The sequence below is a fragment of the Rhizobium mayense genome (assembly GCF_030272705.1).
GTDB lineage: Bacteria > Pseudomonadota > Alphaproteobacteria > Rhizobiales > Rhizobiaceae > Rhizobium > Rhizobium mayense.
In genome coordinates this window covers 132,031-146,232 of the sequence record NZ_JARFYM010000014.1, presented here as the reverse complement: position 1 = coordinate 146,232, position 14,202 = coordinate 132,031, and the positions used below count along the sequence as shown (strand labels likewise).

The following is a 14,202-nucleotide window of genomic DNA, read 5'->3' as shown; positions in this document are numbered from 1 at the left end:
CAGCCGATCGCCCTGGATGAGGCGATCGGCTGGGCTCGTTCAGTTTTGCAGATGTCGATTGGGCTGAAGCCTCAGGCGCCCAGCATCAGGTCCATGTTCTGGACCGCGGCTCCCGATGCACCCTTGCCGAGATTGTCGTAGACAGCGACCAGCATGGCCTGTGCCTTGTCATCATTGGCAAAGACATGCAGCCGCATGCGATTGGTGTTGTTGTAGATTTCCGGATTGAGCTCGGGCGTCCGCTCAGGATTGTCGAACGGCGCGACTTCGACAAAGCCGCCCTTTTGCCCCGCATAGTAATCGGCGATAGCCGCGTGCAATTCAGCGCCCTTGGGGATTGTCGACAGCACCGAAAGCTGCAGCGGCACGTTAACGACCATGCCCTGCGCGAAATTGCCGACAATCGGCTGAAACAGCGGGATGCGCGAAAGCTTGGCGTAGGCCTTGAGTTCCGGCAGATGCTTATGATTGAACGTCAGGCCATAGGGCATATATTCCGGAGCGTCTTCGCCTTTCGTCTGATAATCCTCGATCATCGAGCGTCCGCCGCCGCTGTAGCCGGAAATCCCGTGAACGGTGACCGGATAGTCCGCGGCGACGAGCCCGGCCTCGACCAGCGGGCGAAGCGTGGCAATTGCCCCCTGCGGCCAGCAACCGGGGTTAGCCACTCGCTTGGCTTTGGCGATGACTGCAGCCTGGTCCTTGCTCATTTCGGGAAAGCCATAGGCCCAGCCTTCGGCAACGCGATAGGCGGTCGAGGCGTCGATCACGCGTGTCGTGTCATTGGCAATCAGGCTGACGCTTTCCTTGGCCGCCTCGTCCGGCAAGCAGAGGATGGCGATGTCGGCAGCATTGAGAAGCTCCGCGCGCACCGCCTTGTCCTTGCGGCTCTCGGCGGGAATGGACAGAATCTCGATATCGCGGCGCGCAGCCAAACGCTCACGGATCTGCAGACCCGTCGTTCCAGCTTCGCCGTCGATGAAGATTTTCGGTGCCATTTTTCCTGCTCTTTCAATCGGTTCGGAGTGTTTCCGGACTCAGTTTGCCATGAAGTTGATTCAAAATGATAACGGCTGTTTTCGAGTGAACATGATCTACTGCGAAAAGCGCATCATATTTTTCGAGATTATACTTTAGCGACCTGCCGCGCGCCGTTCGGCGTGGAGACCGAGCATATACATCGCCACCGTCGCCCCTGCAATGGCGGTAATATCGGCATGGTCATAGGCCGGCGATACCTCCACGACATCCGCGCCCCTGATGTCGAGTTGATGCAGCCGCTGCAGCGTCGAGAGAATTTTCGCGCTCGAGGGGCCGCCGGCCACGGGCGTTCCCGTGCCTGGCGCATAGGCGGGATCGAGGCAGTCGATATCGAAGGTCAGATAGGTAGGTGCGCCCCTCGTGTGGGAGATGATCGTCGAGGCAATCTCTGAGGCGCTCATATCCTCGACCTGATGTCCATAGAGAATCTGGATGCCAAAATCCTCGGGCGCATGCGTACGGATGCCGATCTGGATGGAGCGGTCCGGATCGATCAGACCGTCGCGCGCCGCACGAGCGACGAAGGAGCCATGATCGATGCGTTTGCCGTCGTCGAACCAGGTGTCCTGATGCGCATCGAACTGCACCAATGCCAAGGGGCCATGTTTTGCGGCATGTGCCCTCAGCAATGGCCAGGTGACGAAATGATCGCCGCCGAGCGTCAGCAAAAAGGCGCCGCTATCGAGGATCGTGTTCGCTTGCCGCTCGATCGCAGCCGGCGTCTCCTGATGATTGCCGTAATCGAGCAGGCAATCGCCGTAGTCGATGGCCGCCATCTGAGCGAAGAGATCGCGATGGAAGGGATATTGCGGATCATTGTCGAAGATCGCGGAAGCGCGGCGGATCGCCTGCGGCCCGAAGCGCGTTCCCGGCCGGTTGGAAGTCGCGGCGTCAAAGGGAATACCCCAGACGACGGCGTCGACGCCCTCGAGCGACTTGGTGAAGCGCCGGCGCATGAAGGAGAGCGCGCCCGCAAACGTCGGGTCGCTGGCCGCCGACGTCAGGCTGGCGGCAGTAAAGGCGTGATCAATCGACGTGCTCGGCAAGGGATTCTCCTTCACTCGCATGGAAACCATAAGCCCGCTCGACCCGAGCGACCCGGACTTGATATTGCTCGTACCAGCGTTCGCGCCCGAGTTTCTGAGCGGCCATATGAGAGACGACGTTCTTCCAGGCCGGAATACTTTCCTCATCCCGCCAGAAGGAAATGGTGATGCCGAAGCCATCGGCGCGTCGGGCACTCTCGAGACCGAAGCAGCCGTCCTGCGCCAGCGCCAACGTCTCCATTTTCTCCCCCATGGCGCCATAGCCATGATCGCCCTCCGTGCGGATGGAAGAAAATGAGACGATGTAGTAGGGCGGCTGCGGTGTTGCCGCGAAAGGCGATGCTCTGCCGTCGGTCATGGCGTGTCTCCTGGTGACGAAGAGAATTAGGGGACGGCAGGCACGGAATGCAAGCGCGATCAGTTGGCGTCTATTTGCCTGGCGGGACCGTGCACTGATAGGCCTGCTTCACGCAAGCGATTTGCGGCGTTGAACATTGCGCCTTTCCGTCGACAACGGCACAGATCGAACATTGGTCGGTAAATTGCTGGCAGTCCGGGTTGGCCTGCATGAAGTCCTGCATGCTTTGCATGGGCGCCGGTGCCGTCTCGTTCGTCGTTGCGGCATCCGCTGAAAAAGCAGCGGTTGCGCTGAGCGATGCAAACGCCAGCAAAGAGATCAAGCCCAATGCCGTCGATCTCATGTCCGCCCCTCTGTGGTTGCTGTCCCGTTTCCTTATAGTCGATCGCATGGAGACAAGGCAAAGAAGCGCTAACACATCTGGGTGCCGATGATGATCAGCCTTGGCCGAGGGCTGGGGTCAAGACGGCGCCGTTCTGACAACCGCGCATAGCAAAAAAAGGCCGGGCAAAACCCGGCCTTTCCAAAATCCGATCTCGGATAAGCGATTAACGCTTGGAGAACTGGAACGAACGACGTGCCTTGGCACGGCCGTACTTCTTGCGTTCGACGACGCGGCTGTCGCGCGTCAGGAAGCCGCCCTTCTTCAGGACCGAGCGCAGGCCCGGTTCGAAGTAGGTCAGAGCCTTGGACAGGCCGTGGCGAACGGCACCGGCCTGGCCGGAGAGACCGCCACCGGCAACGGTTGCAATGATGTCGAACTGGCCGTCACGGGCAGCAGCGACGATCGGCTGACGCAGGATCATCTGCAGAACCGGACGGGCGAAGTATGCCGTGTAGTCCTTGCCGTTGACGATGATCTTGCCGGAGCCGGCCTTGACCCAAACGCGGGCGACGGCGTCCTTGCGCTTGCCGGTCGCGTAGGAGCGACCGAGCGAGTCGACCTTGCGGACGTGAACCGGAGCAGCAGCTTCCGACGTCGTGCCGAGATCCTTCAGGGAAGAGAGATCAGCCATTATCAGGCGCTCCTTACGTTCTTCTTGTTCAGCTTGGCCACGTCGAGAACGACCGGCTGCTGTGCTTCATGGGGATGGTTAGAGCCGGCGTAGACGCGCAGGTTCTTCATCTGGCGACGGCCGAGCGGGCCGCGCGGAACCATGCGTTCGACAGCCTTCTCGAGGACGCGCTCCGGGAAGCGGCCTTCGATGATCTGGCGAGCGGTGCGCTCCTTGATGCCGCCGGCATAACCGGTGTGCCAGTAGTAAACCTTGTCTTCGTACTTCTTGCCGGTGAAGACGACCTTGTCGGCATTGATGACGATGACGTTGTCGCCGTCGTCGACGTGCGGCGTGAAGGTAGCCTTATGCTTGCCGCGCAGACGCATTGCGATGATAGAAGCGAGACGGCCAACGACCAGCCCTTCGGCGTCGATGAGAACCCACTTCTTCTCCACCTCTGCAGGCTTCTGGGAGAAGGTTGCCATGTTGAATACTCTCTTTTGGGACCCTGGACCCGAAGGCATCAGGGCGTTTCTTGTTGCTTGGTTTGGCGAGCGAAAGGTGCGCCAAAAAGAAAGCAGCCCGGAAAGGCTGCGATCTGGCGCGGCTTATAAAGGCAATGAGCAAGAAGGTCAATAACACAGGATTTGATAGACGGAAAAATTCATGTTTAAAATCAATGTGTTAAATATATGGTATTTTGATACCCCATATTTCTCGCCTTCAGGCCAGCTTCATAGCCAATACGCCGGCTGCAATAATGGTGCCAGCCACATAGCGCCAGACGCTCGAGCGCTCCTTCAGAACGACCACCGAGATCACAAGCGCAAACAGGATCGAGGTTTCGCGCAGCGCCGCCACCGTGGCGACCGGCGCCCTGGTCATGGCCCACAGCGCAAGGCCATAGGAGGCGATGGAGCCGCCGCCGCCAACCAGGCCGCGCCACCAGTTGTAGCGGACATGGGCGGCGACGGCATTAATGCCACGCCGCGAGATCGCCCAGGCAAACAAAAGCACTGGCGGCAAGAGCGACATCCAGAGCGTGTAGGAAATGGAATTGCGGGATATCCGGGCACCGACGCCGTCGACATAGGTGTAGGTGGCGATGACCACGGCATTGGAAAGCGCCAGGATGATCGCCTGCCGGCCGCCCTTTCGCGCCTCGAACGCGAGCGTCAATATGCCGGCGCAAATGGTCATAGTGCCGATCAGCGCTCCGCCCGAAAGCGATTCTCTGAGGATGAAGCCGCTGGTCGAAACAATGATCAGCGGAGCGACCCCACGCATCAGTGGGTATACGAGGCCGATGTCGCCGGCGCGGTAAGCGGCCGCCACCAACTGGAAATAAGCGAACTGCAGGATCGCCGATGCGCCGATGAAGGGCCAGGCGGCGGAAGCCGGCAACGGCAGAAACGCCAGGAAGGGCAGGGCAGTGACCGCACCGCCGGCTGCAACCAGCGCGGCATCCAGGGACTTGTCCGTTCCGGCCTTGATGATCGCATTCCAGGTCGCGTGCAGCAAGGCACCGAAGAGAACGAGAGCGATGACGTCAAGGGACACAAAAACCTCGGAAATTGGGTGGCGACGGTTAAAAGCTAGCGGATTTGTGGAAATGCCGCCGCCATTTGATCCTCAATGCTCCAGAAAGCAACACATGTGCGGACTTATAAGCTTTTGGTGGTAGCTGCCGTTGCGGCAAAATAAATGGATAAGCATAGGTTCATTGTTCCCTGTTTGTTCTGAATTGTCGCTCAACCATAAGATGTTTCTAATTGATGCGGGAATGAAGCGAGAACAAAAATTGCATGCCGGGGGAACGTATGACAGGAAATATGATGATAACATCCAAAGCGCTATAGAATGTTATTCGAATAACATGATTAAGAATATATTGGGGTGGTTAGCACCAGCCAACGCATAGCCCAATTTGGTGATTCCGAGGGGCCTGATTTACCTCAAATGGATTATGAATTGCCGTACTGCAGTGCGAAAGGCCGCAGTCGAACCGAGATATCGGCAAAGGTCACGGAGGGGTATCTCCTGTCCAGGATTGGTATTTTCGCGGTGGCTTCTTAAGAATACTGACATAAAGACAATAGACACCGATGTCTGCTGTAGAAAATTGCGATTTCTGTCAAAAATTTCATGCGGTTCTAGCAGTTCATCATGAGGCTTCTCTAATTAACTTCCGAATAAATGGTGAACAAAAATTGCATTTCATGAGAACCTGGCCACCCGGTTCGGAACAGGGTCGTTTCGAAGCGCTTTGGAAGGCGGGTCCAAAATCGCGCGGGAGAAGCTATTCGGCGCGACAAGACCATCAACCACACCATCGAGACGACAGGCCAAAAGCCGGCGCGCAAAACCGCCGGTGGCACGCTGTCTTACCGGACTGCCGTCAATGCGGGATAAGCAGTAAATCATGACGGTCGAAGTCCGTCGACGGCCGGCAGGTATAGACAGGGCAATCGGATCTATCTTTGGTCGGCAAATAATCCTGATAGGCATAGTAGCCGGAATCACAGGCATTGCTGTCTGAAACGAAACGATCGTAAAGCGTCATGTTGCGCACTCTGCTGGATGGATGGCGCATGATCACCGCCCGTTCGCGGTCAATGATCGCCTTGGCCTGGCCGCAGGTGAAAGACATGGAATTATAACGCGAGATCGCCAGTGCCGGCGTCGCGGCCGACGCAATCAGCAGGCCGAGCAGCACGATTTTTTTCATCGGGGCAATCCTCCCTGAAATTGTTATAATGGAATATATATACGCAAAAGCCACGGCTGGAGTTTCCGGAATAGTGGCAAAACGCAAGTGTGATCGAACGGGAGGCCTTGTGATGAACCATGACCGTTATGACGATTCTTATATCGCTGATATTCTTTTATCCGTACGGACTATCGCTCTCGTCGGCGCCTCACCCAATCCGGCGCGCCCGAGCAACGGTGTCATGGCCTATCTGCTGGCGCGAGGCTATCGGGTAATTCCCGTCAATCCCGGACAGGCCGGTAAGGAGATCCTCGGCCAGTGGGTCTTCGGCCACTTGGCTGATATCCCCGAACCTGTCGACATGGTCGACGTCTTCCGCGCACCGGAATATCTCAGATCGGTAGTCGAAGAGACGATCATGATCGAACCGCGCCCACCGGTCATCTGGGGGCAGCTCGGCGTGCGCGACGATGCTGCCGCCGCAAGAGCGGAAGCGGCCGGCGTCAAGGTCGTCATGGACCGCTGCCCGGCCATCGAATATCCGCGGCTGGTCGCCTGAAGAAGGCGGCCGCGTCTGGCTGCCAAGCCTGTCCACTCGTCGCGTGAATTTGCGGAAAATGGGCAGTTTTTTTCAACACGCGCAAAAGCTTGGCAAAGTTCGCGGTTAACTTTCAGACCCGGGACGCTATGATCCTCTTGTCACAATAATATTGGCGGGAGGAGATGGCATGCCGACAAACAATCCAGGTTTCGATACGCTGGCGATCCATGCCGGGGCGCAGCCGGACCCAACGACCGGCGCCCGCGCGACACCGATCTATCAGACAACCTCCTTCGTCTTTCAGGATACGGACCATGCTGCCGCGCTCTTCGGGCTGCAGCAGTTCGGCAATATCTATACGCGCATCATGAACCCGACCCAGGCCGTGCTCGAGGAGCGGGTGGCCGCCCTCGAAGGCGGAACGGCCGGCCTCGCCGTTGCTTCGGGCCATGCTGCCCAGATGATCGTCTTTCACACCATCATGCAGCCGGGCGACAATTTCGTCGCCGCCAGAAGGCTCTACGGTGGCTCGATCAACCAGTTCGGTCAAGCCTTCCAGAATTTCGATTGGCATGTGCGCTGGGTCGACCCTGCCGATCCAGCCTCATTCGAGGTGCAGATCGATAGCCGCACCCGTGGCATCTTCATTGAAAGCCTCGCCAATCCCGGCGGCACTTTCGTCGACATTGAGGCGATTGCCGCGGTTGCCCGTAGGCACGGCTTGCCGCTGATTGTCGACAACACCATGGCCAGTCCCTATCTCATCCGGCCGCTGGAACATGGCGCCGACGTCGTCGTGCATTCGCTGACCAAATTCATCGGCGGCCACGGCAATTCCATGGGCGGCATGATCATCGACGGCGGCACCTTCGACTGGTCGGCTTCCGGCAATTATCCGATGCTCTCGACTCCGAGGCCGGAATATAACGGCATCGTGCTGCACGCGACCTTCGGCAATTTTGCCTTCGCGATTGCGTGCCGTGTCCTCGGTCTGCGCGATCTCGGCCCCGCCATTTCCCCGTTCAATGCCTTCCTGCTTCTTACGGGTATTGAGACGCTGCCGCTACGCATGCAGCGCCATTGTGACAATGCGATCGCTGTCGCCCGCTGGCTGAAGGAGCAGGATAAGGTGGCCTGGGTGAATTATGCCGGCCTGGGGGACGATCCGAACCATGCGCTGCAGCAGCGCTATTCGCCCAAAGGGGCGGGTGCTGTCTTCACCTTCGGGCTGAAGGGTGGCTATGAAGCGGGCAAGGGACTGGTGGAGGGCCTGCAGCTCTTTTCCCATCTCGCCAATATCGGCGACACGCGTTCGCTGGTCATTCATCCCGCCTCGACGACGCACAAGCAGCTCACTGACGAGCAGAAAATCGCCGCCGGCGCCGGCCCCGATGTCGTGCGCCTGTCGATCGGCATTGAAGACGTCAAGGACATCATCGCCGATCTCGAACAGGCGTTGGCAAATGTTTGATGAAGCAGGGGTTGTCCACCTTTCACGTCTGGTTGAGGCTCAGCCCAACCGGACATCGCCTGCCGACAACACATCGATTATCGGGCATGCGGCCTCGGCGTCCACCGCGTCGCACTGCTGAACCAGTCCGGCCAGCGCCTGCCTCATTGCGGCAAGGTCGGTGATCTTCTGGTCGATCATCGTTAGCTTACGCGCGGCAAGCGCACGCGTATCGTTGCAAGCGCACGCCCGGTCGAGCGCGAGCAACGCCCCAACTTCCGATAGCGTAAAGCCCAGCGCCTGCGCGCGCTTGATGAAGCGCACCCGCCTGGCCTGTTCGCTTGAATAGCATCGATGACCGCGCGGAGGCTTGGCCGGTTCATCCAGCAAGCCGCGTCTTTGGTAGTAGCGGATCGTTTCGATGTTCACTCCTGCGGCTTCCGCCAGCTTGCCGATAGTCAGCTTTGCCAACCGTTTGGCTCTTGATTCCGTACTTGGGTACGGAGCGTAGAATACCACTTGAGCAAGCAGCTTCAAGGAATTCGAAATGCTTCAACTGACCGGGAAAGGCTCGTTGGTCGCCGGTGCATTGGCAGCCATCGGCGCGTCGGTGTGCTGTGTTGTTCCATTTGTACTTCTGACACTTGGCATCAGCGGCTCATGGGTGGCGAGCCTGACAGCGATGCAGCCATTTCGGCCCCTCTTTGTCGGTCTGACGCTTCTGTTCCTTGGGCTCGCCTTCCGCCAGCTTTACCTGGTGCCGCAGGTCTGTGCGCCCGATACGCCCTGCGTCGATCCGCGCACGATCAAGCGGCGTCGGCTCACATTCTGGATTGTTTCGGCAGTACTGCTCGGTCTTCTGGCTGTGCCGTGGCTTGTGCCGTTACTCTATTGAAGGGTATCTTCCATGCGCAAATTGTTGATAGCCGCGACCGCCGTCATGCCGCTTGTGGCGCTGGCCGCTGAACCCCGAACCATCACGCTCGACGTCCAGAACATGAGCTGTAACTTGTGCCCGATTACGGTCAGGAAGGCGCTCGAACAGGTGGCCGGCGTGAGTGCCGTAAAGGTCGATTTCGACAGGAGAACGGCGACCGTCATTTACGACCCAGACAAGACCAAGCCGGAGGAACTGATGCAGGCGACTACCAACGCCGGCTATCCCTCCACGACACACCAATGAGGGCGTGATGACCTCCGTCATTCTCGAATCCGTGCTGACCTGTCCGCGCTGCGGCTTCGCCCGCGAGGAAACGATGCCTACAGACGCCTGCCAGTTCTTCTACGAATGCACCAACTGCAAGACGCTGCTGCGTCCCGAGCCTGGAGACTGCTGCGTGTTTTGCTCGTTCGGTTCGGTGAAATGTCCTTCGGTTCAACAACAGCTCGGATGTTGCCGATAGGCGATGGGAAGAACTGAGAACGCAATCTTCGGATCAATTCGGCGATTTGCAGCCCGAGATACTGACCTCTCGAGACTTGAAGCTATGCGATGAACTCGCAAAACGCATATGACGGGGCCGTCGAAGTTTCCTCGAAAAATCAATAGGTGTGGTATCAGACGTATGTGAAGAACTACATTTGACAAGGGAGCGTTTCGAGTTCGGGACGGGAGATTTATGACGGCATATTTACGATTGGACACCGACGGCATCGAGCCCGAAGCCGGTGCTCCGGCCGACGATCGCATCGTTTCCGGTGCGCCGAAGTTCCGCACCTGGAATATCGATGAAGCCGGCGGCGGGCTCTATGCCGGCATATGGGAGGCGACGCCAGGAAAATGGCAGATCGTCTATGACGAGTGGGAATACTTCCACATTCTTTCCGGCTATTCGGTGGTAACCGGTGAAAACGGCGAGGTTTTTCACCTGCGCGCCGGCGATCGGATGATCTTCAGGCCCGGCTTCAGGGGAACCTGGGAAGTCATTGAAACGACTCGAAAGGATTATGTGATTCGCCTCTGAAAGCGCGGCAGTGCCGGTCGAATCAAACCAGGATGACCGGCGCCGTTTGGAGGCGCGTAGGCATTGGTCAGCCGGCCGGCAAAAATAGCCGTTTTCATTGCCGCAAGTTGTGTCACCGGCCTTTCACCAAACTGTCATCAAACTGAAACACTGCGGCATTAGAGCCATCACTGTCGCCAGGAGATTGAGGGTGGAGGTTACGAACCGATGGGACACTCCACGTTAATCTCCTGCTCGCCATCCTTTCATCACTCTGGGAAGTGAGTTCAATCATGTTGAATCAAAAATTTCGTTCGCTTTGCCTGACTGCAGGCTTTATCGCGGCTATGTCCGTTTCGGCCTCGGCTGCCGACGTCACGGGCGCCGGCTCGAGCTTCATCGCGCCTGTTCTGTCCAAGTGGGCCGAAGGCTATAAGGCTGCGACGAACAATGTCGTCAACTACCAGTCGGTCGGTTCGGGCGCCGGCATCAAGCAGCTCCTCGACAAGACCATCGTATTCGGCGCTTCGGACAAGCCGATGAGCGATAAGGACCTCGAGAAGAACGGCATTGCCCAGTTCCCGATGATCTCCGGCGGCATCGTCGTTTCCTATAACATCGCTGGCGTGAAGCCGGGCGAACTTGTTCTCGACGGCAAGACGCTCGCCGACATCTTCCTCGGCAAGATCGCCAAGTGGGACGATGCTGCCATCAAGGCCCTCAACCCCGACCTGAAGCTGCCTTCCACGCCGATCTCCGTGGTTTATCGCGCCGACAGCTCAGGCACGACCTTCAACTTCACCGATTACCTGTCGAAGGTCTCGCCGGAGTGGAAGGAAAAGGTTGGTTCCGACACCGCGGTTGAATGGCCGACCGGCTTCGGCGCCAAGGGTTCCGAAGGCGTTTCCACCACCGTCAACCAGACGGCTGGTTCGATCTCCTACGTTGAATATTCCTACGTTGTCGCCAACCACATCGGTTTCGCGAAGATGAAGAACGCTGCCGGCAAGGTCATCGAGCCGAACCTCGACACGTTCAAGGCCGCTGCTTCCAACGCCGATTGGGCCCATGCCAAGAACTTCAACCTGATCATCACCAATCAGCCGGGCGACAAGAGCTGGCCGATTGCTGCTTCGACCTGGGTTCTGCTTTACAAGAAGCCGGCTGATGCTGCTGCAAACGAAGACGCGCTGAAGTTCTTCAAGTGGGCCTACGAAAAGGGTCAGAAGGACGCCACCGACCTGTCCTATCTCCCGGTTCCGGAGACCGTTGCCGCAGTTGTCGAGCAGTCCTGGAAGAAGGACTTCGGCACGAAGTAATTTGTGCTAGGTGAGAAGTTGCGGCGGACAGGGCAGGGCACGGCCCTGTCCGCCTTTCGTGATAGGACAAGGGGAAATCGATGGCTGACGCGACTCAGACGGCTGGCTTCCAGGCAATGGATACCACCGCCATCACCAGAAAATTCCGAACACAGGATCGGATTTTCTATCTTATGACGCTTGGTTCGGCTGCTCTGGTCGTGCTTATGCTGCTGGCAATCCTTGCGGTTCTTGTCGTCAATGCCTTGCCAACCTTCGAAACCTTCGGGTTTTCGTTCCTCTGGGGCACCAAGTGGAGCGCTCCCGCCGATATCTATGGCGCCGTACCTGCCGTGGTCGGCACGCTGGTGAGTTCGCTCATCGCCATGCTGATTGCTATTCCCCTGGGCATCGGCATCGCCATCTTCCTCACGGAACTTTGCCCCGGCAGCCTGCGACAGCCGATCAGCACGGCCATCGAACTTCTGGCCGGTGTTCCCTCCATTATCTACGGCATCGTTGGTCTGTTCATTCTCGTGCCGTTGATGCAGACCTATATTTTGCCCTTCCTTATGATGACGATCGGCCAGGTGCCGTTGATCGGCCTGCTGTTCCAGCCGCCGGCGCCGGGCGTCGGTCTGTTGACCGCAAGCCTCGTGCTGGCTATCATGATCCTGCCGTTCATCACCGCTATCGCCCGAGACGTGTTTAGCACCGTGCCGCCGATGCTGCGTGAATCCGCTTACGGTATGGGTATGACTACATGGGAAGTGGCTCGTCACATCCTGATTCCCTATACACGTCGCGGTCTCGTCGGCGGCGTCATGCTCGGCCTAGGCCGAGCACTCGGCGAAACCATGGCCGTCACCTTCGTTGTCGGCTCGGTGAGCCGTCTGCAAGCGTCGATCATTTCGCCGTCCACCACCATTTCCGCCCAGATCGCGAACAACTTCGGCGATGCCGACGGTCTGCAATTGTCGAGCTTGATTGCGCTCGGACTGCTCCTGTTCATCCTTTCCTTCTGCGTGCTTGCAGTGGCGAGGTGGATGATCGGTCGCGTCGACTCGCTTTGAGGGAAAACCCATGGAAGATGCAATTCGTCAGAACCTCGTATCGAGGCGCTATGGGAAGAACCGGGTGATGATGGCTTTGTGCTTCATCGCGGCCATCCTCGGCATATTCTTTCTCAGCGTGATCCTTGTGACCCTGCTTTATCGCGGTGTAACGGCGCTCAGCCTCGACGTGTTCACCATGTCGATCCCGGCCCAGGGCTCGCGCGGTGGCCTGATCAACGCCATCTACGGCACCGTGCTGGTCACAGGCCTCGCCATCCTGATCGCCGCGCCGATCGGCATTCTCGCCGGCACTTATCTGGTCGAATATGCCAATGGCACGAAGCTTGCCGAGGCTGCCAAGTTCATCAATGACATCCTGCTGTCCGCCCCCTCGATCATCATCGGCGTGTTCGTCTATGGCATCGTGGTCGTGCCCATGCACGGCAACTCTGCCATCGCCGGCATCTTCGCCCTGGCGCTGATCGCGCTTCCGGTGGTCAACCGCACGACTCAGGACATGCTGCTGCTGGTGCCAAATGCGCTTCGTGAGGCGACCGCCGCGCTCGGTGCGCCGCGCTGGAAGTCCATGATGATGGTGATCTACCGTTCCGCCTGGACGGGTATCCTCACCGGCATCCTGCTGGCTGTCGCCCGTATCAGTGGCGAAACCGCACCGCTTCTCTTCACGGCCGGTTACAGCAAATTCATGAATGCGGGCCTGACCGGTCCAATCGCCACGCTACCGGTTGCCATCAATACGCTCGCCGCCGATGCCGGCGAGGATCTCAAACAATTGGCCTGGGCCGGCGCGCTGATCATCACCGTTGCCATCCTTGCCCTCAACATTCTTGCCCGTGTCTTGAGTGGGCGCCGCCACTAACGAAGCGGCCGAACGATAGGAATGAAACCATGAACATGAGCGATAGCAATTTTCAGAGTGTTAAAGCCCAGCCGGGCAAGGACGCCGTCTCCCAGTCGGATGCCGGCATGGTCGCGAAACTTGAGGTGAAGAACCTCGATTTCACTTATCAGAACGGCCATCGCGTTCTGAAGAGTGTGAATATGAACATCCGCAAAAATGCGGTCACCGCCTTCATCGGCCCTTCGGGTTGTGGTAAGTCCACGCTGCTGCGCACCTTCAACCGGATGTATGACCTCTATCCGGGCCAGTCGGTTGGCGGCGAGATTCTTTTGGACGGCCGCAATATTCTCTCCAAGGACGTCGATCTGAACGATTTGCGCGCCAAGGTCGGCATGGTGTTCCAGAAACCCACGCCGTTCCCGATGTCGATCTATGAAAACGTCGCTTTCGGCATCCGGCTCTATGAGAAGATTTCCAAGGCGGAAATGGACGCCCGCGTCGAAGCGGCGCTGACCGAAACAGCGTTGTGGAGCGAAGTGAAGGAAAAGCTGCACCAGAGCGGACTTGGTCTTTCCGGCGGTCAGCAGCAGCGCCTCTGCATCGCCCGCGCCATCGCGGTCAAGCCGTCCGTGCTGCTTCTCGACGAGCCGACCTCGGCCCTCGATCCGATCTCGACCGCCAAGGTCGAGGAATTGGTATCCCAGCTGAAGGGCGAGTTCACGGTCGTCATCGTGACGCACAACATGCAGCAGGCAAGCCGTATCTCCGACAATACCGCCTTCATGTATCTTGGCGAGTTGATCGAATACGGCGCGACCGAACAGATTTTCCAGGCGCCGAAGGTCAAGCGCACGGAAGACTACATCACCGGCCGCTACGGCTGATATGGTGGGGCAATGC

The 14,202-nt window shown here is 58.3% G+C and carries 20 protein-coding genes; 11 read left to right on the top strand and 9 right to left on the bottom strand.

Annotation, left to right across the window (positions count from 1 at the left end; translation table 11 throughout):
- Positions 1-71: 71 nt before the first annotated feature.
- From argC to rplM, 6 genes are all read right to left on the bottom strand, one after another.
- Positions 72-998 carry an N-acetyl-gamma-glutamyl-phosphate reductase gene (gene argC, locus PY649_RS18545; RefSeq protein ID WP_285870060.1) on the bottom strand — a complete coding sequence of 309 codons (927 nt, stop codon included), beginning with the start codon at positions 996-998 and terminating at the stop codon, positions 72-74.
- 135 nt (positions 999-1,133) lie between these two features.
- Entirely contained in the window at positions 1,134-2,087 is a 954-nt protein-coding gene (speB, locus tag PY649_RS18540) for an agmatinase (protein WP_285870059.1), read from the bottom strand.
- Positions 2,068-2,445, bottom strand: coding sequence for an antibiotic biosynthesis monooxygenase family protein (locus PY649_RS18535; RefSeq protein WP_285870058.1), 378 nt, complete (start codon positions 2,443-2,445; stop codon positions 2,068-2,070). The genes speB and PY649_RS18535 overlap by 20 nt, the downstream gene beginning before the upstream one ends.
- A gap of 70 nt (positions 2,446-2,515) precedes the next feature.
- Positions 2,516-2,788 (bottom strand): hypothetical protein, encoded by a 273-nt coding sequence (locus PY649_RS18530; protein ID WP_285870057.1) that lies wholly within the window; start codon positions 2,786-2,788, stop codon positions 2,516-2,518.
- A gap of 205 nt (positions 2,789-2,993) precedes the next feature.
- Positions 2,994-3,461, bottom strand: coding sequence for a 30S ribosomal protein S9 (gene rpsI, locus PY649_RS18525; RefSeq protein WP_285870056.1), 468 nt, complete (start codon positions 3,459-3,461; stop codon positions 2,994-2,996).
- A 2-nt stretch (positions 3,462-3,463) separates the two neighbouring features.
- Positions 3,464-3,928, bottom strand: coding sequence for a 50S ribosomal protein L13 (rplM, locus tag PY649_RS18520; protein WP_028753977.1), 465 nt, complete (start codon positions 3,926-3,928; stop codon positions 3,464-3,466).
- Here rplM and PY649_RS18515 point away from each other — a divergent pair.
- On the top strand, positions 3,927-4,082 hold the full coding sequence (locus PY649_RS18515) for a hypothetical protein (RefSeq protein ID WP_285870055.1): 156 nt from the start codon (positions 3,927-3,929) through the stop codon (positions 4,080-4,082). The genes rplM and PY649_RS18515 overlap by 2 nt on opposite strands.
- Before the next feature lie 84 nt (positions 4,083-4,166).
- Here PY649_RS18515 and PY649_RS18510 read toward each other — a convergent pair whose 3' ends face one another.
- Positions 4,167-5,003 carry an EamA family transporter gene (locus PY649_RS18510; protein ID WP_285870054.1) on the bottom strand — a complete coding sequence of 279 codons (837 nt, stop codon included), beginning with the start codon at positions 5,001-5,003 and terminating at the stop codon, positions 4,167-4,169.
- An 838-nt stretch (positions 5,004-5,841) separates the two neighbouring features.
- On the bottom strand, positions 5,842-6,171 hold the full coding sequence (locus tag PY649_RS18505; RefSeq protein ID WP_285870053.1) for a hypothetical protein: 330 nt from the start codon (positions 6,169-6,171) through the stop codon (positions 5,842-5,844).
- 112 nt (positions 6,172-6,283) lie between these two features.
- On the opposite strand from PY649_RS18505, the gene PY649_RS18500 reads away from it, so the two are divergent.
- A complete protein-coding gene (locus PY649_RS18500; protein WP_120703816.1) occupies positions 6,284-6,712 on the top strand; it encodes a CoA-binding protein in 429 nt (142 codons plus the stop codon).
- A gap of 169 nt (positions 6,713-6,881) precedes the next feature.
- Positions 6,882-8,165, top strand: coding sequence for an O-acetylhomoserine aminocarboxypropyltransferase (locus PY649_RS18495; RefSeq protein WP_285870052.1), 1,284 nt, complete (start codon positions 6,882-6,884; stop codon positions 8,163-8,165).
- A 39-nt stretch (positions 8,166-8,204) separates the two neighbouring features.
- On the opposite strand, the gene merR is transcribed toward PY649_RS18495, so the two are convergent.
- A complete protein-coding gene (merR, locus tag PY649_RS18490) occupies positions 8,205-8,681 on the bottom strand; it encodes a mercury resistance transcriptional regulator MerR (RefSeq protein WP_285870051.1) in 477 nt (158 codons plus the stop codon).
- A gap of 10 nt (positions 8,682-8,691) precedes the next feature.
- On the opposite strand from merR, the gene PY649_RS18485 reads away from it, so the two are divergent.
- From PY649_RS18485 to pstB, 8 genes are all read left to right on the top strand, one after another.
- Entirely contained in the window at positions 8,692-9,039 is a 348-nt protein-coding gene (locus PY649_RS18485) for a mercuric transporter MerT family protein (protein ID WP_285870050.1), read from the top strand.
- Between the two features lie 12 nt (positions 9,040-9,051).
- Positions 9,052-9,327 carry a mercury resistance system periplasmic binding protein MerP gene (gene merP, locus PY649_RS18480; protein ID WP_285870049.1) on the top strand — a complete coding sequence of 92 codons (276 nt, stop codon included), beginning with the start codon at positions 9,052-9,054 and terminating at the stop codon, positions 9,325-9,327.
- A gap of 7 nt (positions 9,328-9,334) precedes the next feature.
- A complete protein-coding gene (locus PY649_RS18475; RefSeq protein WP_285870048.1) occupies positions 9,335-9,547 on the top strand; it encodes a GDCCVxC domain-containing (seleno)protein in 213 nt (70 codons plus the stop codon).
- 216 nt (positions 9,548-9,763) lie between these two features.
- On the top strand, positions 9,764-10,108 hold the full coding sequence (locus tag PY649_RS18470) for a cupin domain-containing protein (protein WP_285870047.1): 345 nt from the start codon (positions 9,764-9,766) through the stop codon (positions 10,106-10,108).
- Between the two features lie 326 nt (positions 10,109-10,434).
- Entirely contained in the window at positions 10,435-11,406 is a 972-nt protein-coding gene (pstS, locus tag PY649_RS18465) for a phosphate ABC transporter substrate-binding protein PstS (RefSeq protein WP_285870068.1), read from the top strand.
- 80 nt (positions 11,407-11,486) lie between these two features.
- Positions 11,487-12,458 carry a phosphate ABC transporter permease subunit PstC gene (pstC, locus tag PY649_RS18460; protein ID WP_285870046.1) on the top strand — a complete coding sequence of 324 codons (972 nt, stop codon included), beginning with the start codon at positions 11,487-11,489 and terminating at the stop codon, positions 12,456-12,458.
- 10 nt (positions 12,459-12,468) lie between these two features.
- On the top strand, positions 12,469-13,320 hold the full coding sequence (gene pstA, locus PY649_RS18455; RefSeq protein WP_285870045.1) for a phosphate ABC transporter permease PstA: 852 nt from the start codon (positions 12,469-12,471) through the stop codon (positions 13,318-13,320).
- Positions 13,321-13,349: 29 nt separating this feature from the next.
- Entirely contained in the window at positions 13,350-14,186 is an 837-nt protein-coding gene (gene pstB, locus PY649_RS18450) for a phosphate ABC transporter ATP-binding protein PstB (protein ID WP_432761372.1), read from the top strand.
- Positions 14,187-14,202 lie beyond the last annotated feature (16 nt).